At 63.8% G+C, this 22,930-nt stretch carries 27 protein-coding genes; 16 read left to right on the forward strand and 11 right to left on the reverse strand.

Features of this window, described 5'->3' with window-relative positions; translation table 11 throughout:
- Positions 1–28 precede the first annotated feature (28 nt).
- Genes VEC01_RS03290 through panB form a run of 8 tightly spaced genes read left to right on the forward strand, consistent with a single transcriptional unit; the run spans position 29 to position 6,123 of the window.
- Positions 29–1,114, forward strand: a complete 1,086-nt coding sequence (locus tag VEC01_RS03290; RefSeq protein ID WP_324898722.1) for an AI-2E family transporter — start codon at positions 29–31, stop codon at positions 1,112–1,114.
- The gene (hda, locus tag VEC01_RS03295) at positions 1,111–1,794 is read left to right on the forward strand and encodes a DnaA regulatory inactivator Hda (RefSeq protein ID WP_324898724.1); all 684 of its coding nucleotides are present in this window, start codon (positions 1,111–1,113) and stop codon (positions 1,792–1,794) included. Before VEC01_RS03290 ends, hda begins: the two co-directional genes overlap by 4 nt.
- Positions 1,794–2,465 carry an HAD family hydrolase gene (locus tag VEC01_RS03300; RefSeq protein WP_324898726.1) on the forward strand — a complete coding sequence of 224 codons (672 nt, stop codon included), beginning with the start codon at positions 1,794–1,796 and terminating at the stop codon, positions 2,463–2,465. The genes hda and VEC01_RS03300 overlap by 1 nt, the downstream gene beginning before the upstream one ends.
- Positions 2,458–3,822, forward strand: coding sequence for a polynucleotide adenylyltransferase PcnB (gene pcnB, locus VEC01_RS03305; protein WP_324898728.1), 1,365 nt, complete (start codon positions 2,458–2,460; stop codon positions 3,820–3,822). The genes VEC01_RS03300 and pcnB overlap by 8 nt, the downstream gene beginning before the upstream one ends.
- On the forward strand, positions 3,819–4,304 hold the full coding sequence (folK, locus tag VEC01_RS03310; RefSeq protein ID WP_324898730.1) for a 2-amino-4-hydroxy-6-hydroxymethyldihydropteridine diphosphokinase: 486 nt from the start codon (positions 3,819–3,821) through the stop codon (positions 4,302–4,304). The genes pcnB and folK overlap by 4 nt, the downstream gene beginning before the upstream one ends.
- Positions 4,305–4,313: 9 nt before the next feature.
- Complete coding sequence (locus VEC01_RS03315; protein ID WP_324898732.1) at positions 4,314–4,661, forward strand: DMT family protein; 348 nt, start codon at positions 4,314–4,316, stop codon at positions 4,659–4,661.
- Positions 4,658–5,299 carry a deoxynucleoside kinase gene (locus VEC01_RS03320; protein WP_324898734.1) on the forward strand — a complete coding sequence of 214 codons (642 nt, stop codon included), beginning with the start codon at positions 4,658–4,660 and terminating at the stop codon, positions 5,297–5,299. The genes VEC01_RS03315 and VEC01_RS03320 overlap by 4 nt, the downstream gene beginning before the upstream one ends.
- A gap of 2 nt (positions 5,300–5,301) precedes the next feature.
- Positions 5,302–6,123 (forward strand): 3-methyl-2-oxobutanoate hydroxymethyltransferase, encoded by an 822-nt coding sequence (panB, locus tag VEC01_RS03325; protein WP_324898736.1) that lies wholly within the window; start codon positions 5,302–5,304, stop codon positions 6,121–6,123.
- Positions 6,124–6,411: 288 nt separating this feature from the next.
- Here panB and can read toward each other — a convergent pair whose 3' ends face one another.
- The 8 genes from can to VEC01_RS03365 all read right to left on the reverse strand — a co-directional run bounded on the left by can (position 6,412) and on the right by VEC01_RS03365 (position 16,025).
- Entirely contained in the window at positions 6,412–7,086 is a 675-nt protein-coding gene (can, locus tag VEC01_RS03330; protein WP_324898738.1) for a carbonate dehydratase, read from the reverse strand.
- Between the two features lie 214 nt (positions 7,087–7,300).
- A complete protein-coding gene (locus VEC01_RS03335) occupies positions 7,301–7,924 on the reverse strand; it encodes a chalcone isomerase family protein (protein ID WP_324898740.1) in 624 nt (207 codons plus the stop codon).
- Positions 7,925–8,088: 164 nt separating this feature from the next.
- Positions 8,089–9,228, reverse strand: coding sequence for a molecular chaperone DnaJ (gene dnaJ, locus VEC01_RS03340; protein WP_324898742.1), 1,140 nt, complete (start codon positions 9,226–9,228; stop codon positions 8,089–8,091).
- Between the two features lie 100 nt (positions 9,229–9,328).
- Positions 9,329–11,278, reverse strand: coding sequence for a molecular chaperone DnaK (dnaK, locus tag VEC01_RS03345; RefSeq protein ID WP_324898744.1), 1,950 nt, complete (start codon positions 11,276–11,278; stop codon positions 9,329–9,331).
- Between the two features lie 95 nt (positions 11,279–11,373).
- Positions 11,374–11,925 (reverse strand): nucleotide exchange factor GrpE, encoded by a 552-nt coding sequence (gene grpE / locus VEC01_RS03350; RefSeq protein WP_324898746.1) that lies wholly within the window; start codon positions 11,923–11,925, stop codon positions 11,374–11,376.
- 365 nt (positions 11,926–12,290) lie between these two features.
- Positions 12,291–13,397, reverse strand: a complete 1,107-nt coding sequence (hemH, locus tag VEC01_RS03355) for a ferrochelatase (RefSeq protein WP_324898748.1) — start codon at positions 13,395–13,397, stop codon at positions 12,291–12,293.
- A gap of 28 nt (positions 13,398–13,425) precedes the next feature.
- The gene (gene recN / locus VEC01_RS03360; RefSeq protein ID WP_324898750.1) at positions 13,426–15,075 is read right to left on the reverse strand and encodes a DNA repair protein RecN; all 1,650 of its coding nucleotides are present in this window, start codon (positions 15,073–15,075) and stop codon (positions 13,426–13,428) included.
- 32 nt (positions 15,076–15,107) lie between these two features.
- Positions 15,108–16,025 (reverse strand): NAD kinase, encoded by a 918-nt coding sequence (locus tag VEC01_RS03365; protein ID WP_324898752.1) that lies wholly within the window; start codon positions 16,023–16,025, stop codon positions 15,108–15,110.
- Between the two features lie 65 nt (positions 16,026–16,090).
- On the opposite strand from VEC01_RS03365, the gene VEC01_RS03370 reads away from it, so the two are divergent.
- Positions 16,091–16,801 carry an HAD family hydrolase gene (locus tag VEC01_RS03370; protein WP_324898754.1) on the forward strand — a complete coding sequence of 237 codons (711 nt, stop codon included), beginning with the start codon at positions 16,091–16,093 and terminating at the stop codon, positions 16,799–16,801.
- A gap of 66 nt (positions 16,802–16,867) precedes the next feature.
- On the forward strand, positions 16,868–17,890 hold the full coding sequence (hrcA, locus tag VEC01_RS03375) for a heat-inducible transcriptional repressor HrcA (protein WP_324898756.1): 1,023 nt from the start codon (positions 16,868–16,870) through the stop codon (positions 17,888–17,890).
- A 66-nt stretch (positions 17,891–17,956) separates the two neighbouring features.
- Here hrcA and VEC01_RS03380 read toward each other — a convergent pair whose 3' ends face one another.
- The 3 genes from VEC01_RS03380 to fur all read right to left on the reverse strand — a co-directional run bounded on the left by VEC01_RS03380 (position 17,957) and on the right by fur (position 19,271).
- Positions 17,957–18,250 carry a hypothetical protein gene (locus tag VEC01_RS03380; RefSeq protein WP_324898758.1) on the reverse strand — a complete coding sequence of 98 codons (294 nt, stop codon included), beginning with the start codon at positions 18,248–18,250 and terminating at the stop codon, positions 17,957–17,959.
- A gap of 130 nt (positions 18,251–18,380) precedes the next feature.
- Complete coding sequence (locus tag VEC01_RS03385; protein WP_324898760.1) at positions 18,381–18,710, reverse strand: PilZ domain-containing protein; 330 nt, start codon at positions 18,708–18,710, stop codon at positions 18,381–18,383.
- Between the two features lie 126 nt (positions 18,711–18,836).
- Entirely contained in the window at positions 18,837–19,271 is a 435-nt protein-coding gene (gene fur / locus VEC01_RS03390; RefSeq protein WP_324898797.1) for a ferric iron uptake transcriptional regulator, read from the reverse strand.
- A 76-nt stretch (positions 19,272–19,347) separates the two neighbouring features.
- Between fur and VEC01_RS03395 the strand changes: the two genes are divergently transcribed.
- The 6 genes from VEC01_RS03395 to VEC01_RS03420 are packed head-to-tail and all read left to right on the forward strand — an operon-like array spanning position 19,348 to position 22,873.
- A complete protein-coding gene (locus VEC01_RS03395) occupies positions 19,348–19,875 on the forward strand; it encodes an outer membrane protein assembly factor BamE (RefSeq protein ID WP_324898762.1) in 528 nt (175 codons plus the stop codon).
- A 13-nt stretch (positions 19,876–19,888) separates the two neighbouring features.
- Complete coding sequence (gene dapB, locus VEC01_RS03400) at positions 19,889–20,695, forward strand: 4-hydroxy-tetrahydrodipicolinate reductase (protein WP_324898764.1); 807 nt, start codon at positions 19,889–19,891, stop codon at positions 20,693–20,695.
- Between the two features lie 39 nt (positions 20,696–20,734).
- Positions 20,735–21,427, forward strand: a complete 693-nt coding sequence (locus VEC01_RS03405) for an energy transducer TonB (protein ID WP_324898766.1) — start codon at positions 20,735–20,737, stop codon at positions 21,425–21,427.
- 19 nt (positions 21,428–21,446) lie between these two features.
- Entirely contained in the window at positions 21,447–22,124 is a 678-nt protein-coding gene (locus tag VEC01_RS03410) for a MotA/TolQ/ExbB proton channel family protein (RefSeq protein WP_324898767.1), read from the forward strand.
- 1 nt (position 22,125) lies between these two features.
- Complete coding sequence (locus tag VEC01_RS03415) at positions 22,126–22,545, forward strand: biopolymer transporter ExbD (RefSeq protein WP_324898769.1); 420 nt, start codon at positions 22,126–22,128, stop codon at positions 22,543–22,545.
- 1 nt (position 22,546) lies between these two features.
- Entirely contained in the window at positions 22,547–22,873 is a 327-nt protein-coding gene (locus VEC01_RS03420; RefSeq protein WP_324898771.1) for a barstar family protein, read from the forward strand.
- Positions 22,874–22,930 lie beyond the last annotated feature (57 nt).

A 22,930-nucleotide genomic window follows, 5' to 3' on the forward strand; every position in this document is an offset into this window, starting at 1 on the left:
AAACCCGACCCGTCCAACCTGCCGATCCATGCCATTTTCTTTGAATCCGGAGCAGAAACAGACCTTATTGTGGCTCGCGGTCGGGCTGATACTGGTGGCGCTCCTGGCCTGCCTCGGGCCGGTGCTGGCCCCGTTCATCGCTGCCGGCATCCTGGCCTATGCGCTCAACCCCGCTGTTGACTGGTTGTCATCGAAACGCTTCGGCCGGCTGTATGCGCCGCGCTGGCTGGCCGTGCTGCTGGTCATGCTGTTGCTGCTGGCCGCCGTGCTGGCGCTGATCCTGGTGGTCTTGCCGATCATGCAAAAGCAGATTCCGATGCTGCAGGAACAGATTCCCGCCGGACTCTCCCGGCTCAACGCCTTCCTGGCGCCGAAGCTGCGCAGCCTCGGCATCAATGTCCGGCTGGATGAGGCCGGCATCCGGCGCATGGTGACGCAATATGTCGCCACCAGCGGCGATGAAATCTGGAGTTCGGTGCTGGCATCGGCCAAGGTGGGCAGCGCCGCCGTGCTCGGTTGGATCGCGACCCTGTCGCTGATCCCGATCGCGCTGTTCTACCTGCTTCTAGACTGGCATGCGGCGCTGCGGCGCCTGCAGAACATGATTCCGAGGCGCTGGGTCGGCGAAGTCACGGCCTTCGGCCGGGAGACGGACGGGCTGCTGGCGCAGTACCTGCGCGGCCAGCTCGCGGTGATGCTGGCACTGTCGGTATACTACTCGGCGGCGCTTGGCCTGGCCGGCTTCGACGTCGCGGTGCCGGTCGGCGTGGTCACCGGCCTGCTGGCCTTCATCCCCTATATCGGCTTCGGGCTCGGCCTGATCCTGGCGCTGGTCGCCGCGGTGCTGCAGTTCGAAGGCGCGCACGGCCTGGCGCTGGTGGCCGGGATCTACGGCGCCGGCCAGGTCATCGAGAGCTTCATCCTCACGCCGCGCCTGGTGGGCGAGCGGATCGGCCTGCATCCGCTGACCGTGATCTTCGCGCTGCTCGCCTTCGGCCATCTGTTCGGCTTCGCCGGCGTGCTGCTGGCGCTGCCGGCATCGGCCATTCTCGCGGTTGCGCTGGCCCACCTGCGCATCCAATACATCAACAGCAGTTTCTATCGTCAGTCATGAGGCAAATGCTGCTCGACCTGGGCGCGGAAAAACCGCAGACCCTGGAAACCTTCGTCGTCGGACACAATGCGGAGCTGGCCCAGCTGCTGCAGCAGTTTGCGCAGCGCGCCCCGCGCCCGCCGGGCGAACGCTTCGTCTACCTGTGGGGCGAGGCCGGCGCCGGCAAGACCCACCTGCTGCGCGCGCTGGCAACGGATGCGCGCGCGCGCTACATCCCGGCCGGCGCCCCGGAACGGGAGTACCTGTTCGACCACGGCATCGACCTCTACCTGATGGACGACTGCCAGCTGCTTTCGCCGGACATGCAGATCGCCGCCTTCGGCCTGTTCAACCAGGCGCGCGAAAACGGCGCGCTGCTGGTGAGCGCCGGCGACAAGCCGCCGGCCGGCCTGGCGCTGCGGGAAGACCTGCGTACCCGGCTCGGCTGGGGCCTGATCTACCAAGTGAAGGGGCTCACCGATGACGAAAAAATCGCCGCGCTGACCCACGCCGCGCAAGCCCGGGGCATAACATTGTCGCCCGGCGTGTTACCCTATCTGATCACGCATTACCGCAGGGATATGCGGTCGCTGTCGGCCATGCTCGACGCGCTCGACCAATATTCGCTGGAGACGCAACGGCCGATCACGCTGCCCCTGCTGCGCAGCCTGCTGCAACTCGAAGGTGAACCGAAGGCATAATGAATCTCGCTTTATTCGATCTTGACCATACCCTGATCCCGCTCGATTCGGACTACGAATGGGGGCAATTCCTGGTCCGCATCGGCGCCGTCGATGCCGTGGAATTCGCGCGGCGCAATGCCGACTTCTATGCGCAGTACGAGGCCGGCACGCTCGATCCGGTGGAATACCTGGAATTCGCGCTCGGCACCCTCGCGCAATTCCCGCGCCGGCAGCTGGACGAATGGCGCCGCCAGTTCATGGATGAAGTCGTCCTTCCCGGCGTGCGTCCGGTGGCGCAGGACCTGGTGAAGCGTCACCAGGACGCCGGCGACGAAGTCGCGATCATCACCGCCACCAACAAGTTCGTGACCGAGCCGATCGCGCAGGCATTCGGCGTGGCGACCCTGATCGCGGCCGAACCCGAAACCACCGCCGACGGCGAGATCACCGGCAAGCTGGTCGGCATCCCCACTTCCGGTCCCGGCAAGGTCATCCATACCGAACGCTGGCTGGCCGGCCAGGGCAGGACGCTGTCCAGCTTCGACCGCAGTTACTTCTACAGCGACTCGCAGAACGACATCCCCCTGCTCTCCACGGTCACCCACCCGGTTGCCACCAACCCGAACGCCTTGCTCAAAGCGCATGCACAAGCGCAAGGCTGGCCCATCCTGACACTGTTCGATGATTAAAAAGTTTATCAAGCGCATACTTGGCGGCAAGAAAAAAGAAGAAGCGCCCAACCAGCCCGTCGTGCTCGGGCCGCAGGAGCACGGCATCGATCCGACGCTGCTGTCACCCAATGCCGTGCGCGTGACGCAGACGCTGCAGGAAAACGGCTTCAAGGCCTTCGTCGTCGGCGGCGCGGTGCGCGACCTGCTGCTCGGCGTGAAGCCGAAGGATTTCGACGTGGCGACCAATGCGACGCCGGAACAGGTGAAGCGCCTGTTCCGCCGCGCCTTCATCATCGGCAAGCGTTTCCAGATCGTGCACGTGATGTTCGGCCAGGAGATCATCGAGGTCACCACCTTCCGCGGCGCCTCCGCCGACAATGCGCCCAAGGACGAACACGGCCGCGTGCTGCGCGACAACACCTTCGGCGAGCAGCACGAGGATGCGGTGCGGCGCGACTTCACGATCAACGCGATGTACTACGACCCGGCCAGCCAGGCGGTGCTCGACTACCACCAGGGCATCGCCGACATCCGCAACCGGACCCTGCGCATCATCGGCGTGCCGGAAGCGCGCTACCGCGAAGACCCGGTGCGCCTGCTGCGCGTGGTGCGGTTCGCCGCCAAGCTCGGCTTCACCATCGATCCCGCCACGCGCGAACCGATCGAGGTGATGGCGCCCTTGATTAACAACGTGCCGGCCGCCCGGGTATTCGACGAAATGCTCAAGCTGCTGATGAGCGGCCATGCGCTGGCCTGCCTGCAGCAGCTGCGCAAGGAAGGCCTGCATCACGGGCTGCTGCCGCTGCTCGATGTGGTGCTGGAACAGCCGCTGGGCGAGAAATTCGTCACCCTCGCGCTGGAAAACACCGACGATCGCGTGCGCCAGGGCAAGGGCGTGTCGCCCGGCTTCCTGTTCGCCTCCCTGCTCTGGCACCAGGTGCTGGAAAAATGGAATGCGTACAAGGCGGCGGGCGAATTCCCGATCCCCGCGCTGCACCTTGCCGCCGACGACGTGCTCAACACCCAGACCGAAAAGCTGGCGCTGCAGCGGCGCATCGCCACCGACATGCGCGACATCTGGGCAATGCAGCCGCGCTTCGAACGCCGCACCGGCAAGTCGCCGTACAAGCTGCTGGAACACCTGCGCATGCGCGCCGGCTACGACTTCCTGCTGCTGCGCTGCGCATCCGGCGAGCTCGATCCGGAGGTCGGCCAGTGGTGGACCGATTTCATCGCTGCCGACGGTCCTGGCCGCGAGGAACTGCTGGCACGCAAGCCGAAGACGGAAGGCGAAGGACAGGCGCCGAAAAAGCGCCGGCGCCGCGCCGGACGCAGCAGGAGCAAGGCGGTGCCGGCGGAAGGCAGCCTGGAATGAAGACGGGCAGGACGCCGGCCTACATCGGCATCGGCGCCAACCTGGGCGATGCGCAGGACGCGGTGCGGCGCGCGATTGCGCTGCTCGCCGCCCTGCCCGGATCCCGTCTTGCCGGCCAGTCCAGCCTGTTTTCCACGGCGCCGGTGGACGCGGGCGGGGATGATTACGTCAATGCGGTCGTGCGCATCGACACCGAACTCGCCCCGGCCGACCTGCTGCAGGCCCTGCATGCGATCGAACAGGATTTCGGCCGCGAGCGGCCCTACCGCAACGCGCCGCGCACGCTCGACCTCGACATCCTGCTGTACGGCGAAGCGCGCATCGCGTCGGCATCGCTGACCGTGCCGCATCCGCGCCTGACGGAACGCGCTTTCGTGCTGATCCCCCTGCTGCAGCTCGATCCGCTGATCTCCATTCCCGGACAAGGCCCGGCGCACGCCTTCGTGCCCGCCGTTGCCGGGCAGTCCATCCGCAAGATCTGATCATCCCCTATGCAAGTCCCCGTCATCGTGCAAACCCTGGGTTTGCTGACCGTGGCCAACGTTTTCATGACCATCGCGTGGTACGGCCACCTGAAGAACCTTGCCAGCAAGCCGTGGTGGGTCGCGGCGCTGGTGAGCTGGACGATCGCGCTGGCCGAATACCTGCTGCAGGTGCCGGCCAACCGCATCGGCTACACCGAACTCAGCCTGGCGCAGCTCAAGATCATGCAGGAAGCGATCACGCTCACCGTGTTCGTGCCGTTCGCAATGATCTACATGAACCAGCCCTTCAAGCTCGACTACGTCTGGGCCGGCCTGTGCCTGGTCGGCGCCGTCTATTTCATCTTCCGCTCATGAGCCTGGACCGGTACAAATACATTGTCGTCGAGGGGCCGATCGGCGCCGGCAAGACCACCCTCGCCCGCAAGCTGGCCGATACCTTCGGCGCGCAGACGCTGCTGGAACTGCCGCAGGAGAATCCTTTCCTCGAAAAGTTCTACCGCGACCCGTCGCGCTACGCACTGCCGGCGCAGATGTTTTTCCTGTTCCAGCGCATGAACCAGTTGCGCGACATGGCGCAAACCGACCTGTTCGACGCGCGCGTGGTTGCCGACTTCCTGCTCGACAAGGACCCGATCTTCGCCCGGCTCACGCTGGGGGACGACGAGCTGAACCTGTACCAGCAGCTGTACAGCCACCTGCGGCCGCAGGCGGCGGTGCCCGACCTCGTGATCTACCTGCAGGCGCAGCCCGAGACCCTGGTCGAGCGCGTGAAGAAGCGCGGCATCGCGATGGAAGCCGGCATTTCCGAACTGTACCTCTACCGTCTTTGTGAAAGTTACAGCCGTTTCTTTTATCATTACGACGCCTCGCCGCTCCTGATCGTCAATACCGAAAACCTGAATCCGGTCGGACGCGAAGAGGACTTTCACCTGCTGGTCAGGCGCATCGGAGAAATGCGCGGCAAGCGGGAATTTTTCAATATTGGGGAATGACTATGTCGGGATATCTGCAAGATGGCGTGCGCAGCAAGGCGGTTACCGTGCCGTCGCTGCTGGCGATGCGCAACGCGGGCGACAAAATCGCCATGCTGACCTGCTATGACGCGAGCTTCGCCGCGTTGATGGACCGCTGCGGTGTCGATGTATTGCTGGTCGGCGACTCCCTCGGCAATGTCTGCCAGGGCCACAGCTCCACCCTGCCGGTGACGCTGGATGATATCGCCTACCACACCGCCTCGGTGGCGCGCGGCAACCAGACCGCCCTGCTGATTGCCGACATGCCCTTCGGCACCTACGCGACGCCGCAAGCGGCATTCGACAATGCGGTCAAGCTGATGCAGGCCGGCGCGCAGATGGTCAAGCTGGAAGGCGGCGCGTGGCTGGCCGACACCGTGCGTTTCCTGACCGAGCGCGCGGTGCCGGTATGCGCCCACCTGGGCCTCACACCCCAGTCGGTGCACCAGCTGGGCGGCTTCAAGGTACAGGGCAAGACGACCGAGGGCGCGGAAAAGCTGAAGGCGGATGCACTGGTGCTGCAGGAAGCCGGCGCATCGATCCTGGTGCTGGAAGCGATCCCGACCGCGCTCGGCAAGGAAGTCACCGAGTTGCTCGCGATGCCGACCATCGGCATCGGCGCCGGCCCGGATTGCTCGGGCCAGGTGCTGGTAATGCATGACATGCTGGGCGTCTTCCCCGGCCGCAAGGCGCGCTTCGTGAAGAACTTCATGGATGGCCAGACCAGCATCGAAGCCGCGATCCGCGCGTATATCGCGGCGGTGAAGGACAAGTCGTTCCCGGCGGCGGAGCACTGCTTCTAGTAGCGCGTCCAGATAAAAATAAAGGGTTGTAGGGTGGGTAGAGCGCAAGCGAAACCCGCCATGCGTTTCGGCGGAAGTAGCCCAAACGGTGGGTTTCGCTGCGCTCTACCCACCCTACGGTCCTGTAGTCATCAAAATCATCTGGATGATCTACTAGTAGCGCGTCCAGATAAAAATAAAGGGCTGTAGGGTGGGTGGGGCTGCACAAAGTCGAGTGCAGCAGAACCCGCCGAAACGACCTGCGCTGAGCAAAGCACCGACCGCGCCCGTCCGGGCCTGCCCTCCTGCCTACCCCTTGTCCTCGTAACGCGCCAGGCTCTGCGGCAGCTTTGCCGCCAGCTCTTCCGCGTGACTGACGGTCAGGCCGAGGTCGCGCAGCCTGCCGTCCTTCAACCCGTAAATCCAGCTGTGGATCGTGAGCGCCTGCCCGCGCTCCCACGCGTCCTGCACGATGGTCGTCTGGCAGACGTTGACCACCTGCTCCAGCACGTTCAATTCGCACAGCCGGTCCTGCTTGACGCCGAGTGGCAGCGAATCGCCGAGATAACGCTCATGCTTCTGGTGCACGTCCTGCACATGACGCAGCCAGTTGTCGGCCAGGCCGACGCGCCGGCGCGCAAGCGCCGCATGCACGCCGGAGCAGCCATAATGGCCGCAGACGATCACATGCTTCACCCCCAGCACTTCAATCGCGAACTGCAGCACCGACAGGCAGTTCAGGTCGGTATGGACGACGACGTTGGCGATGTTGCGGTGGACGAAGAGTTCGCCCGGCAGCAGATTGACGATTTCATTCGCCGGCACGCGGCTGTCGGCGCAGCCTATCCACAGATACTCCGGCGACTGCTGGCCGGCCAGCTTGCGGAAAAACTCAGGATCCTGCGCAACCATCGCAGCGGCCCAGTCCTGGTTATTGCGGAACAGGTGTTCCAGCGTCACGGAATTCTTGTCGGGTTCTGTCATCTCGATCAGTCGAAGTCGTAGTGGGTCTCAGCCCTCGACACGTTGAGCCAGTGATCGCGGATGATCAGCGCCGATCATGCAGGAAGCTGCTGCAGTGGACGGCGGTGGCGAATGCGGCGGTGCGAAGGGCACCGCGGCATTATACAGATGACAGTATTGCCGTCCGCTAAAAGGCGGGAACGGACGGCCGGTGGGAACCGCCGGCCGGAAGGAATCAAACGTTACCGCGGGGCATTTCTTCGGGCTTCTCGCCCAGCATCGCCGGCTTGAGCCTGGTATCGATCGGCTTGTCGCCGAGCCAGATTTTCAGGATCGCATTGTAGAAGGCGATATCCGGCAGGACGTCGGAAATCCTCTTGCCGTTCAGCTGGATCACAGTGCCGGAGCCGGGCAGCCAGTCGACGGTCAGCACATCGCCCTTCTTCGCTTCGGGGATCGACGCGAAGATCTCGCCGAACTTCTGCAACTGCATGATGATCTTGGATTTTTCCGTCCGGTCCAGGTTTTGCTGGATGCCCGACATGAAGCCGCGCCCGAGTTCCTCGTTGCTGATATCCCGCAACAGCACGATCGACACGCGGCGCGGGCCGGTTGCATTGAGCACATCGGCAACCGTTGACTTCTTCTCGGGAAGGTACAGGCCTGCAACATAGACCTTGAAGATCGCCTTGTAGCGGATGCCGGCGCCGTTGAGCTTCAGATCCTGGTTGGCGATTCGTACAGCCTCGTCGAGCTTTACGCCGGCCACTTCGGCGGCGCCGGCGGGTGCCCCAAGGAACAATGCTGCGGTCACGCCGACGAGGCCGAGCGCGCGGGAAAGGCGAATGCCAAGCTTCATTTTTGTCTCCAGAGTAATAGTGATGAATCGCAATAGCACGGGCGTTTCATTATCCAGAGAAAGACTAGAGCGACAACTCTAAAACCGGAGCAGTTTGATAAAAAATAAAGCCGCAGGCCTTGACGGCCGGCGGCTTTCTGCCGGTGCGGACGAATCCGGAGGACTTACTCGAAAAACTCCTTGACCTTGTCCTTCCACGACTTGCTCTGCGGGCTATGCTTGGAGCCGCCAGCATTGGTCAACTGCTCGAATTCGGCCAGCAGTTCCTTCTGGCGCTCGGTGAGCTTGACCGGCGTTTCGACCACGACGTGGCAGAACAGGTCGCCGGCATAACCGGAGCGCACCCCCTTGATGCCCTTGCCGCGCAGCCGGAAGGTCTTGCCGGACTGCGTGCCTTCGGGCAGCGTGAAGGAAGCCTTGCCGTTGAGCGTAGGCACTTCCACCTCGCCGCCGAGCGCTGCCTTGGCAAACGACACCGGAATTTCGCAATGCAGGTCGTCGCCTTCGCGCTGGAACACCGGGTGCGGCTTGATGCGGATTTCCACGTACAGGTCGCCCGGCGGACCGCCATTCATGCCCGGCTCGCCGTTGCCGGACGAGCGGATGCGCATGCCGTCGTCGATGCCGGCGGGGATCTTCACTTCCAGCGTCTTGTTGCGCTTGATGCGTCCGGCGCCGCTGCAGCTCGGGCAGGGGTTCGGGATGACCTTGCCGGTGCCGTGGCACTTCGGGCAGGTCTGCTGGATGCTGAAGAAACCCTGCTGCATGCGCACCTGGCCCTGCCCGCCGCAAGTGCCGCAGGTGGTCGGCGTGCTGCCCGGCTTGGCGCCGGAACCGTGGCAGGTATCGCACTCATCCCAGGAAGGCACGCGGATCGTGGTGTCGTAGCCATGCGCCGCCTGCTCCAGCGTGACCTCCAGGTTGTAGCGCAAATCCGCGCCGCGGTACACCTGAGGGCCGGAACGGCCGCCACGCGCGCCATGACCGAAGATGTCGCCGAAGATGTCGCCGAAGGCATCCGAAAACCCGCCGCCGAAGCCGCCGGCACCCGCGCCGAAGCCGCCGCCGCCCATGTTCGGGTCGACGCCGGCATGGCCGTAACGGTCGTAGGCTTCGCGCTTGCTCGCGTCGGAGAGCATCTCGTAGGCTTCCTTGGCCTCCTTGAATTTCTCTTCCGCGCCCTTGCTGTCCGGATTGCGGTCCGGATGGTATTTCATCGCAAGCTTGCGATACGCCTTCTTGATCTCGTCCTCGGAAGCGTTCTTCGCTACGCCCAGTACTTCGTAATAGTCTCGCTTTGCCATGTTGTCGGCCTGTTTCTAAACGCAAAACGCCGAGTCGAGGATCTGGACGATCGCATCGGCTCGGCGGGACCGTCGCGGCGGCGGCCGCGACGAAGGGTGATTACTTGTCCTTGACTTCCTTGAAGTCGGCGTCGACGACGTCCTCTTCCTTGGCCTTGGCTTCCGATGCACCCGCACCCGCGCCGCCGGCAGCACCCGCGGCACCGGCCGCGCCTGCCTGCTGCGCCTGGGCGTCGGCATACATCTTTTCACCCAGCTTCTGCGCGGCGGTCGACAGCGCGGCGACCTTGGCGTCGATGTCGGACTTGTCGTTGCCCTTCAGGGCTTCTTCCAGGTCCTTGATCGCGGATTCGATCTTTTCCTTTTCGCCGCCGTCGAGCTTGTCGCCGTACTCGGACAGGGCCTTGCGGGTCGAGTGTACCAGCCCGTCGCCCTGGTTGCGCGCATCGGCCAGTTCCTTCAGCTTCTTGTCTTCGTCCGCATACAGCTCGGCGTCCTTCACCATCTTCTGGATTTCCTCCTCGGACAGACCGGAGTTGGCCTTGATGGTGATCTTGTTTTCCTTGCCGGAAGCCTTGTCCTTCGCGCTCACGTGCAGGATGCCGTTGGCGTCGATGTCGAAGGTCACCTCGATCTGCGGAATGCCGCGCGGTGCCGGCGGGATGCCTTCGAGGTTGAACTCGCCCAGGAGCTTGTTGCCGGTCGCCATCTCGCGCTCGCCCTGGTAGACCTTGATGGTCACCGCCGGCTGGTTGTCGTCCGCGGTCGAGAACACCTGGCTGAACTTGGTCGGGATCGTGGTGTTCTTCTGGATCATCTTGGTCATCACGCCGCCCAGGGTTTCGATGCCCAGCGACAGCGGGGTCACGTCCAGCAGCAGCAGGTCCTTGCGGTCGCCCGACAGCACGGAACCCTGGATCGCGGCGCCGACGGCCACGGCCTCGTCCGGGTTGACGTCCTTGCGCGGCTCCTTGCCAAAGAATTCCTTCACTTTTTCCTGCACCTTCGGCATGCGGGTCATGCCGCCGACCAGGATCACGTCCTGGATGTCGGACACCTTCACGCCGGCATCCTTGATCGCGATGCGGCAGGGCTCGATGGTGCGCTCGATCAGCTCCTCGACCAGCGATTCCAGCTTGGCGCGGGTAATCTTCATGTTCAGGTGGACCGGCGCGCCGTTGACCATCGCGATGTACGGCTCGTTGATCTCGGTCTGCTGCGAGGACGACAGCTCGATCTTCGCGCGCTCGGCCGAAGCCTTGATGCGCTGCAGCGCGATCGGGTCCTTCGACAGGTCGAGGCCGTTGATCTTCTTGAACTCGTCGATGATGTAGTCGATCAGGCGCTGGTCGAAGTCTTCGCCGCCGAGAAAGGTGTCGCCGTTGGTGGACAGCACTTCGAACTGCATTTCGCCGTCGACGTCGGCGATCTCGATGATGGAGATGTCGAAGGTGCCGCCGCCCAGGTCATACACGGCGATCTTGCGGTCGCCCTTGCCGCTCTTGTCCAGGCCGAACGCGAGCGCGGCCGCGGTCGGCTCGTTGATGATGCGCTTCACATCCAGGCCGGCGATGCGGCCGGCATCCTTGGTCGCCTGGCGCTGCGCGTCGTTGAAGTAGGCCGGCACCGTGATCACGGCTTCGGTCACTTCCTCGCCGAGATAGTCTTCGGCGGTCTTCTTCATCTTGCGCAGGACTTCAGCGGATACCTGCTGCGCGGCGAGCTTCTTGTCGCGCACCTGCACCCAGGCGTCGCCGTTTTCGGCCTTGACGATCTGGTAAGGCATCAGGTTGATGTCCTTCTGGACTTCCTGTTCCTGGAACTTGCGGCCGATCAGGCGCTTGACTGCATACAGGGTGTTCTTCGGGTTGGTCACCGCCTGGCGCTTTGCCGGCGCGCCGACCAGGATTTCGCCGTCTTCCTGATAAGCGACGACGGAAGGCGTGGTGCGGGAGCCTTCGGAGTTTTCAATAACCTTGGGTTGACCGCCCTCCATGATCGCGACGCAGGAGTTGGTCGTGCCCAGGTCGATACCAATGATCTTGCCCATGATGATGTTCCTTTAAAAACGAGAGTTCTTCGATGTGTTGTATATGTGGAACAAAGTGCCGCTTTCAAGCATCTTTGCCGCCGTTTTCTGGATTTTTATTGCGCCACCGTGACAAGGGCGGGCCGCAACAGCCGGTCGGCGATGAGGTAGCCCTTCTGCAGTACGGTGACGATGGTATTGGCTTCCTGGTCGGCCGGCACCATCGAGATCGCCTGGTGCTTCATCGGGTCGAGCTTTTCGCCCGGGACCGGGTTGATTTCCAGCAGGCGGTTGCGCTCGAAGGCGGCGTTGAGCTGCTTGAGCGTCATTTCCACACCTTCCTTGAGCGAATCCACCGACGGCGTGTCGAGCTTGAGCGCCATTTCCAGGCTGTCCTTGACCGGCACCAGCGCTTCGGCAAAGTTTTCAATGGCGAATTTATGCGCCTTGGCAACGTCTTCCTGGGCGCGGCGGCGGATGTTTTCCGTGTCGGCCTTCGCCCGCAGGAAGGCATCCTGCATTTCCGATGCCTTGGCTTCGGCGGCGGCCAGACGCTCTTCCAGTCCGGGCACCGATTTCGGCTGTGCAGCCTGCTCCGCGCTAGCCGCATCCTGCGGCTGCGGGATCGCCTGTTCCACCTGGTCTTGCATCTTTTCCTGATCGTGCATCACAAAAAGTCCCCCAAAATCAATGGCTTAGCTGTAATTGCCATTGTAAATGAGGGTTACTCGGACTTTTTCAAGGGGAATTTTCTGATTTCCATCCGTCAGCATCGTGACGGAAGGCGTAAAGCCTTGTTACACACTTTACCCCTCCCGGGGCTTCTATTTTCCGGCAGGCGTACTACGATGACCTTGAAGACATTGCAATCGAGCCTTGTCCGATTGCAGGAGTGCCATCATGAAACTACCATTGATTTCAGCGTCTGTAGTCGCTTACAGCCTGCTTGCCACGGCCTGGATCTGCCAGGCCGACGTGCTTGCGCTCTATTGAGCGCGCGCCGCAACGCCCGAGGGCACGCCGGCGCGTCATTTTAATTCTTCGCACCCAGCTGTAGCGCGTGTTCCCGTGCGCGGTCCGCGTCGCGGCGCATATCGTCGCGCATCTGCGGCGCGAGCATCGTCGGCCAGCCGACCAGGTGCTGCTCGGCGATCTCGGCCAGTGCCGCGATCCAGTCCGGTGTCTCGTTCAGGCAGGGAATATAGTGGAATTCCTTGCCGCCGGCCTTGAGGAAATCCGCCCTGGCTTCCATCGCGATTTCCTCCAGCGTTTCAAGGCAGTCGCCGGTAAAGCCGGGGCATAGCACGTCGACGCGGCGCGTGCCTTCCTTTGCCAGCTTTTCCAGCGTCGGTGCGGTGTACGGCTGCAGCCACTCGGCCCGGCCGAAGCGCGACTGGAAGGTCACCAGGTACTGCTCGGGCGACAGGCGCAGGGCCTCGGCCAGCAGGCGCCCGGTCTTCTGGCATTCACAGTGATAGGGATCGCCCAGCAGCAGCGTGCGCTTCGGCACGCCGTGAAAACTCATCACCAGCTTGTCCGGGCGCCCGTTCTGGTCCCAATGGGCCAGCACCGTTTTCTTGAGTGCCTGGATATAGCCTTCATGGTCGTGATAGTGCTTGACCAGGCGCAACTCCGGCACGTTGCGCACCCGGCTGTAATGGCTGAACGCGGCGTCGAAGATCGACGCGGTGGTCGTTGCGGAATACTGCGGATAGGCGGGCAGGATCAGGATGCGGTCGCAGCCTTCGACCTTGAGCTGGTCCAGTACGTCCGGCAGCGACGGCTGGCCATAGCGCATCGCGTGGACGACGGTCACCTCATGCCCGCGCTCGCCGAGCGCACCGCGCAGCAGCATCACCTGCTTGCGCGTATGGGTCAGCAGCGGCGCACCTTCGTTGGTCCAGACCGACGCGTACTTGGCGGCCGACTTGGACGAACGGAACGGCAGGATCGCGCCGTGCAGGATAAGCCACCACACCGGCCGCGGGATCTCGACCATGCGCGGATCCCACAGAAATTGCTTGAGGTAGCGGCGCACCGCGGACGGCGTGGGCTCGTCGGGGCTGCCCAGGTTGACCAGCACGACAGCAGTTCTGGCCAGTGTGCCGTGGGTGTGCGGCGGTTCCGGATGGGGGCGCATGATGTCTGAATATCCTTGAAGTCTGTGGTCACGAGGCCAGCAGCTCGCGCGCGTGCTTGCGCGTGGTCGCGGTGATCTCGAGTCCGCCCAGCATGCGGGCGATTTCCTCGACGCGGGCCTTGGCGTCGAGCGCATCGATGTGGGACAAGGTGCGCCCTTCGGCGCTGCGCTTGCTGACCTGGTAATGCTGGTTCGCCTGGCTTGCAACCTGCGGCAGGTGGGTAACGCACAAGACCTGGCGGTCCTGGCCGAGGCGCTTGAGCAGGCGCCCCACCACTTCGGCCACGGCGCCGCCGATGCCGCTGTCGACTTCGTCGAAGATCAGCGTGGGCGTGACGGTGGCGGTGGAGGTAATCACCGAGATTGCCAGCGAGATGCGCGCCAGTTCGCCGCCCGACGCCACCTTGGCCAGCGGCCGCGCGGAAGTGCCGGCGTGCGCGGCGACCAGGAATTCCACCTGTTCCATGCCGTAGCTCGCCGGTTCGCAGGGATGCAATGCCACTTCGAAGCGGCCGCCGGCCATGCTCAGGTCCTGCATCGCGGCAGTGACGGCGCCGCCGAGCGCCTTGGCGGCCTTCGCGCGCGCCTTCGAGAGTTTTTCCGCCTCGGCCACGTAGGCCGCCTTGAGCTTGTCCTCCTGCGCGCGCATCGCATCGAGGTCGGTGGCGTCGGCCAGCTGACGCAGCTGCGCCGACAGCGATTCATATTCCTGCGGCAGGTTCTCCGGCGCCACATGGAACTTGCGCGCGGTCGAGTGGATCGCGTCGAGGCGGGCCTCCACTTCGCGCAGCCGTTCCGGGTCGAGCTCGACCCGCCCGAGATAATCATTCAACGCATACACCGCTTCCTGCAGCTGGATGCGCGCCGGTTCGAGCACGTCGACCACCGGCTTCAATGCGGCGTCGATGTCGGCCAGCTTGCCAAGCTTCTGGGTCAGCGCGGAAAGCTGCGACAGCATCGGGTTGGCATCGGATTCCGAAATCGCATCCAGCGCCTCCTGCGCACCCTCGATCAGGCTGGCGGCGTGCGCGAGCCGGCTGTGCTCGTTGCTGATCTCGGTCCACTCGCCCGGCTTGGCCGCGAGCTTTTCCAGTTCGCCGACCTGCCATTCGAGGCGCTCGCGCTCCAGCAGCACGTTTTTCGCATTGGCTTCGAATTCCTCGCGTTGCCGCGCCAGCGCGCGCCACGCCTTATGCGCGGCCGCCACGGCGCGCGCCTGCTCGAGCAGGCCGGCCTGGCTGTCGAGCAGCAGGCGCTGCGCATCGGTTTTTAGCAGCGACTGGTGCGCATGCTGGCCATGGATGTCGACCAGCATTTCGCCGAGTTCGCGCAATTGCGCGGCAGTGGCGGTGATCCCGTTGATGAAGGCCTTGGAACGGCCGGCATTGTCGATCACGCGGCGCAGCAGCACGCAGCCTTCGTCATTGGCGAATTCATGCGCCTCCAGCCAGGCGTCGGCCTCGTCATGCGTGCCGAACTCGGCGGTGATGTCGGTCTTGGCCGCCCCCTCGCGTACCACGCTGGCGTCGCCGCGGCCGCCGAGCGCCAGCGCCAGCGCATCGATCAGGATCGACTTGCCGGCGCCGGTTTCACCGGTGAAGACCGTAAAACCGGGCGCGAACTCGAGTTCGATCGAATCAACGATCACAAAATCGCGAATGGAAAGTGTGCGAAGCATGTAGGACTTGGCGTGATGGCAAAAACAGCTTGTTATTTTAACTTCCCCGCCACCGACGGATACTCGTTCCAGTGCAGCTTTTCGCGCAGCGTGTCGTAGTAGCTCCATCCTTGCGGATGCAGGAAGGTGATGGCGTGCGCGGAACGCCGGATGAAGATGCGGTCGTGATGCTGCAGGCTGGCCAGCGACTGCATGTCGAAGTTGACGCTGATGTCGCGCCCGCCCATGATCTCGACCATGATGGTGCAACTGTCGGGAATCACGATCGGCCGGTTCGACAGCGCGTGCGGCGCGATCGGCACCAGCACGATGCCCGACAGGCTGGGATGGAGCAAGGGGCCGCCGGACGACAAGGCATAGGCGGTGGAACCGGTCGGCGTGGAAATGATCAATCCGTCCGAGCGCTGGTTGTACATGAAGTGGCCATCGACCTCGACCTTCAGCTCCGCCATGCCGGTTGTCGCGCCGCGCGCGACAACCACGTCGTTGAACGCGAGCGCATGGAAGATCGGTTCGCCGTCGCGCAGCACCGAACCCTCGAGCAGCGAGCGCTGTTCATGGTCGAGCTTCCCGCCAAGCATGTCGGCCAGCACCTGGATCATGCCCTCCTGCGGGATGTCGGTCATGAAGCCGAGCCGGCCCTGGTTGATGCCGATCAGCGGCACGTCGTAGGGCGCGAGCTGGCGCGCGATGCCGAGCATCGTACCGTCGCCGCCGACGACGATGGCGACGTCCGCATGCTGCCCGATCTCGGCGGGCGTCATCGCCGGCACGCCGGGAAGGGACACGCTTTGCGCGGTCTCCGCCTCGAGCACGACGCGGTAGCCGGACTTGGCGAGGAATCCGGCAATGTCGGACAATGACTGTTCGATACCGGCGGCCATGTACTTGCCGATGATGGCAACTGTCTTGAAGGCAAGGGACCCGGCAAATGGCTTGGAAGGCAACATGCAGCAGATTAGACCATAATTTAGCGCGCCGTTACAGGCATTGAAACCAACCCGGCAGATCCCATATGTCCCTTATCAAGGCTGTTCTCTTCGATCTCGACGATACCTTGTGGCCGATCGTGCCGGTGCTCCGGCGCGCAGAAAACCTGATGTACGCCTGGCTGGCCGACAACGTGCCGGACGTGGCGCGGCGGGTGAGCATCGACGGCATGCGCGCGCGCCGGCAAGAGCTGATGGCAAGCGACCCGGTCTACCAGCTCGACTTGCGGGTGCTGCGCCGCACGGTGCTGACCGAAGCCTTCGTCGAGGCGGGGGCGGATCCAGCGCTGGTGGACTGCGCAATGGAGGTGTTTTCGAAAGCGCGCAATGAAGTCACGCTGTTCGAGGATGTGTTGCCTGCGTTGCAGCGCCTGCAGGAACGCGTCGCGCTCGGCTCGGTGTCGAACGGGGTGGCGGACCTGCATGCGATCGGACTCGCTCATTTGTTCCGCACTTCGATGGCAGCCTACCGCACGGGGTACGCGAAGCCCGCGCCGGAGATTTTCCTCGCGGCATGCGAAGCGCTGGGCGTGGCGGCATCCGAAACCCTGTACGTCGGCGACGATCCGCTGCTCGACGTCGAAGGCGCGCAAAAGGCGGGCTTGCGCAGCGTATGGGTCAACCGTGCCGAGCTGGAACCGGCGCGCAAACTGCCGCCGCACGTGAAACCGGAGGCGATTTTTTCGAATTTGTATGAACTGGAGCAATGGCTTGACGGCAGGACGGTAAAGCTCTGACAACAGTCAAGAGTGGAGTGACGTCCGGCACTGGCACCGGCAGACCCGGCTCGCTAAAATAACCCTATGCAACTCGATTCCCGTGCCCAAACCCTGCTCAAGGCCCTGGTCGAACGGTATATTGCCGACGGCCAACCGGTAGGTTCGCGCGCGCTGTCCAAAATTTCCGGTCTGGACCTGTCGCCCGCGACCATCCGCAACATCATGGCCGACCTGGAGGAAATGGGCTTCGTCTGCAGCCCGCACACCTCCGCCGGACGGATTCCGACGCCGCGCGGCTACCGCCTGTTCGTCGACACCCTGCTGACGGTGCAGCCGCTTGACGAAACCACGGTCGAATCCAGGCTGCAGCCGGGCCTGCAGAAGGCGTCGCCGCAGAAGATCATTTCGAACGCGGCGCAGATGCTGTCCTCGCTGTCGAAGTTTGCGGGCGTGGTGATGACGCCGCGGCATGAATCGGTGTTCCAGCAGGTCGAATTCCTGCGGCTGTCCGAGAAGCGCATCCTGCTGGTGATCGTGACGCCGGGCGGCGACGTGCAGAACCGCCTGCTGCTGACCGACGTCGACTACACGCCTTCGCAACTGGTGCAGGCGGCGAACTACATCAACCAGCACTACGCGGGCCTGGGCTTTGACGAGGTACGCGGCCGCCTGCAAAACGAGCTGCGGCAACTGCGCGACGACATGACGCGCCTGATGCAGGCCGCGGTGGAAGCCGGCAGCGATGCGTTGGCGGAAAACGAGGAAGACGTCGTCATTTCCGGCGAACGCAACCTGCTGAGCGTGACCGACCTCGCCTCCAACATGACCTCGCTGCGCAAGCTGTTCGACCTGTTCGAGCAGAAGACCGGCCTGATGCAGTTGCTGGACGTATCCAGCAAGGCAACCGGCGTGCAGATCTTCATCGGCGGCGAATCGCAGCTGGTGCCGGTCGAGGCGATGAGCATCGTGACCGCGCCCTATGAAGTAAATGGCAAGGTGGTCGGCACGCTGGGCGTGATCGGCCCGACGCGCATGGCCTACGAGAGGGTGATTCCGATCGTTGACATCACCGCCAAGCTGCTGTCGAACGCGCTGAGCCATTCCTGATTCCTGCGGCGCGCCGGAAAACCGCGGCGCGCGCCTGACCTGCGCAGGCCGCCTGCCGCGGCGCCGCTACCAGAATTTCCACCAGCGATCCTTGTGCTTCGGCTGCTGCTCATGCCTGCCGCGGTGACCGCCGCCCGACTGCAACCCCATCCGTTCGAGCGCGTCCGCGTGGCTCATGCCCTTCACCCGGAAATACGCATACTGGTAATCCTGCGGGATCTTGAACGGCATGTTGTACGGATCGTTCAAATAGGCCTTGACCTGGTCCTTGTACGCGCCCCACTCGGGTAGCGCGCCGTTGTTCCTGGCCGCGAGGCGGCGTGCCCAGGCAATTGCCTGCTCGGCAGCTTTCTGATCCAAGTCGACCTCCTGCGACGGCATCGATGCGGGTCCACAGCGACCCAAACTGCCCGTCCTGCAGTTTCCAGGCTTATCGGCAGAATGCGGCAGGTCTTTATGCTGCAAGTCAGGCAACGCCGGCAGTCCGGCCTCAGATCATGATTTCGGCGAGCAGCTTGTTGTTGGCGGCGTCGAGTTGCACGAACTGCAAGCCGGTACGAAAGCCGTCGGTGCCGCGCAGGATGCTGTAGATGACCTTGGCGGACGCAAAGACCCGCACCATGCTGCCGTTGAGCGGCGCTTCGAAGCCGACGTTGCAGCTTTGTCCTACGGGCAGTTGCTCGGTCACCATTACGCAAATGCCGCCGAGCGAGATGTCGACGGTCTGGGCATGGATAGTCGGCTTGCCGGGCAGCGCGATACGCGCACGCGAGCGCAACACCTTGCGCGGATAGCTTCTTGTTTCGGACTTGGCGCTCATCAGGGGATTCAATTCTTATATTGCTTCGGCTCGGGGAGCCGGGAAATCGGCAGAAAAATGCCTGGCGGTCATTTTACAACCGCCAAGGCATTTCGCCTCATACGTCTTTCTACTTAGTAGTGGGGATTACCGGGGACGATGCGGACAATCGGTTTTGGTGCAATGGCCGTAGAGTGCCAGTGCATGCTCCGAGATGTCGAAGCCGCGCTCTTTCGCGACCCGCTGCTGGCGCTTTTCGATTTCTTCGTCGAAAAATTCCTCGACCCTGCCGCAGTCGAGACAAACCAGGTGGTCGTGGTGCGAGCCCTGGTTCAGTTCGAACACCGCCTTGCCGGTTTCGAAATGATTCCGGTGCAGCAGACCGGCCTGTTCGAACTGCGTGAGCACGCGGTAAACGGTTGCCAGTCCGACATCCATGTTTTCGGTAAGCAGGATCTTGTAGACGTCTTCGGCGCTGAGGTGGCGTACCTGGCTGTTCTGGAAGATTTCCAGGATCTTTAGCCGCGGCAGCGTCGCCTTCAGGCCGCTCGCCTTCAGATCGGTAGGAGTATTGGACGGCATGTTGTTGGTCGGATTCACGTTATGTGCTTTATCATATAGCGTTTTGGCCTGATTGCTCAACGAATTGAGACCCTTTATGCGATTGTCGCCCTCCAGCACCTTCCGCCCGGCTTTCCTGGCGGCGCTCTGCGTGCTTGCCTGCGTTGCGGGTTGCGCCAGCAAGAATCCCCTGATCGACGAGCCAGCGGCAGCCGCCGGCACCGCCAAGGCGGCCGACACCGCGAGCGGCGTGACCACGACCGCGCCGACCGGCGTGCAGCGCTTCCTCGGATTCCTGACACCCTACCGGGTCGACATCCAGCAGGGCAACTTCATTTCCCGCGAAATGGTGGCCCAGCTCAAGGAAAGCATGCAGCGCAGCGAAGGGGTGACCCCGGAGCAGGTGCGCTTCGTGCTCGGCACGCCGTTGCTGACCGACATGTTCCACGCCAACCGCTGGGATTACGTGTTCCGCCTGAAAAAACGCACGGGTGAAGTCATCACCAGCCGCGTGACGGCTCACTTCAAGGACAACCGCCTGGTCAACATCGAGGGCGACACGCTGCCCACCGAACAGGAATATCTCGACTATATCGCCGGCTCCGCAACGCAGAACGGCAAGTAATCACAAGCACCTCATGACCCAACTGAAAATTGCCGTGGCCGGCGCATCCGGCCGCATGGGCCGCATGCTGATCGAAACCGTGCAGAACGCCGAGGACGCAGTCCTTGCCGGCGCGCTCGATATTGCCGCTTCGCCCGCCATCGGCGGCGACGCCGCCGCCTTCCTCGGCAAGCCGGCCGGGGTGATGATCGAGTCCGACCTTGCAAAAGGACTCGCGGGCGCCGAATTCCTGATCGACTTCACGCGGCCGGAAGGCACGCTCGAGCACCTTGAATACTGTGCGGCGCATGGCGTGAAGATGATCATCGGAACCACCGGTTTCGACGACGCCGGCAAGGCCGCGATCGCCGCCGCCGCGCAAAAGACCGCGGTGGTGTTCGCGCCCAACATGAGCGTGGGCGTGAACGTCACTCTGAAGCTGCTGGAAATGGCGGCGAAGAGCTTTTCCCACGGCTACGACATCGAAATCATCGAAGCGCATCACCGCCACAAGGTCGATGCGCCGTCCGGCACTGCGCTCAAGATGGGCGAGGTGATCGCGTCGGCGCTCGGCCGCGAGCTGGATGATGTCGCGGTGTATGCGCGTGAAGGTGTGACCGGCGAACGCGACCCGTCGTCGATCGGTTTCGCGACCATCCGCGGCGGCGACATCGTCGGCGACCACACCGTGCTGTTCGCCGGCATCGGCGAGCGGATCGAGATCAGCCACAAGTCGTCCAGCCGCTTCAGCTATGCGCAGGGCAGCCTGCGCGCCGCCCGCTTCCTCGCCGACAAGAAGACCGGCTTGTACGACATGCAGGATGTGCTCGGTTTGAAATGACCGTCCGCTCCGGCCACTTCCCTGCCCTGCATGAAGTACGTGCCGCCCCTCATCGCCGCCGTCGCGACCTTGCTGCTGCATGCGGCCCTGATTGCCGCCGTGGTGGCGGCGCTGCCGGACGCGCCTGAACCGCCGGTGCCGCCGGAGCCGCTGAAGGTCGACTTGCTGAAGCAGCCGCCGCCGGCGCCCGCCGTGCTGCCGGTGCCGCAGCCGGCAGCGCCGCCGCCGGCTGCCCGGCCGCAGCCCAGCGCCCGGCCCGAAGCGCAAGCGGCTGCACCGTCCCCGCGGCCGGCAGCAAGAACGCCGGCGCCGGAGGCGGCGCCTGTCCCCGCACCCGCACCTCCCGCCGCCGCCCTGACACCGGCTCCAGTGCCGTTCCCGCCGCAGGCCGCGGCGCCGGCGCAAGCTCCGCGGGCCGCCGCGCCGGCTGCGCCGCCGGCTTCCAGGTCGGACGCCTATGTCGATCCATCCTATCTCGCCACCCAGACCGAAAAATGGTATCCAAGCGTATCGCGGAAGCTGGGCGACGAGGGGCGCGTGGTGCTGAAAGTCGGCATATCGAAAGACGGCCGCGCCGAGAATGTAGAATTGAAGGAAGCGAGCGGCAATCCGGTACTGGACAAGGCCGCCGTCGCGATGGCGAAGTCGCTCGCGTTCCGGCCCGCCACCGCCAACGGCGCTCCCGTGCCGGCAACGATCGAACTCCCCGTCGCATTCAGGTTGACGAACTAGGAAGAAAGCATTCACCGCCATGAATCAAACACTCGGCTTTGCACATTACTGGGCTCAAGGGGATGCCGTCACGCATGCCGTGGCCTACCTGCTGCTTTTGATGTCGGTAGCCAGCTGGTACTACATCTTTTCCAAGGCCTGGAGTTCCTGGCGCATCCGCCGCAGCGCCGGCGCCCTTGATGGATTCTGGAAGGCGCCGACGCTCAACGACGCGATCGCGGTCGTGCGCGATGCCGACAGTGAAAACGTATTCGCACCGCTTGCGGCGCAAGGCGCGGAGGCCGCGAACGTCACCGCGCAGGCCGGCTCGCTCAACGCCAGCATCGACCCGGGCGAGCTGATCACGCGCACCCTGCGCCGGGAGATCAACCGCGTTTCCGCGCGGCTGGAAAACGGCCTCACGCTGCTTGCCTCGGTCGGCTCGACCGCGCCCTTCGTCGGCCTGTTCGGCACCGTCTGGGGCATCTATCATGCGCTGGTCGCGGTCTCGTCCGCCGGCACGGTGCAGATCGACAAGGTGGCCGGCCCGGTCGGAGAGGCGCTGATCATGACGGCGCTCGGCCTGGTCGTCGCGATTCCGGCGGTGCTCGCCTATAACGCGTTTACCCGGGTCAACCGCGTCACGCTGGCGGAGCTGGACGCGTTCGCGCACGACCTGCACGCCTTCCTCACCACCGGCTCTCGCGTGGGGAAATAACATGGCTTTCGGCGGATTCAACGACAACAAGCAGCAGGCGCCGATGTCGGACATTAACGTCACACCGATGGTCGACGTTATGCTGGTACTACTGGTTATCTTCATCATTACCGCGCCGCTGTTTACCCACGCGATCAAGCTCGACCTGCCTGACGCACCGTCGGCGGCGGCGCCGCAGAAGCCGGAGACGATCACGCTGTCGATCGACGGCGACGGCCGGATCTTCTGGAACAACGACCCGGTCGACCAGAAGGACCTCGGTCCGCGCCTGGCGCAGCAGGCACAGAAGAATCCGCAGCCGGAACTGCAACTGCGCGCGGACAAGGCCACGCGCTATGAAATCATCGCCCAGGTCATGGCCGCCGCGCAGAACAACGGCATGACCAGGCTCGGCTTCGTCACCGACGTCAAGGACAAGTAGCATGCCCACGGTCACCCTCGACGGCCGCCGCCTCGGCGACTGGCACGCCTTCCACGCCGAATGCAGGACGGCGTTCGGATTCCCCGGTTTCTACGGCGGCAACATGGACGCCTGGATCGACTGCCTGTCCGGCCTGCGCGACGATGACGGCATGACCCGCTTTGCGCTCGGCCCGGACGAGGTGCTGCGAATCGAGCTGGCGCATGCCGGCGAACTGCGCCGGGCGGCGCCGGAAATCCTCGAAGCGCTGCGCGCCTGCGCCGAGGAAGTGAACGAGCGCTGCGCCGAAAACGGCGAAAAACCTGTGCTCGACCTCGTCTTGCGTTGAGTTTTCGGCAAGGATCCGCTGTCGCTGCGCCGCAATAGCGCGTGTTGAACCGGTATA

Source organism: Noviherbaspirillum sp., from assembly GCF_035627455.1.
Classification (GTDB): Bacteria; Pseudomonadota; Gammaproteobacteria; order Burkholderiales; family Burkholderiaceae_D; genus Noviherbaspirillum.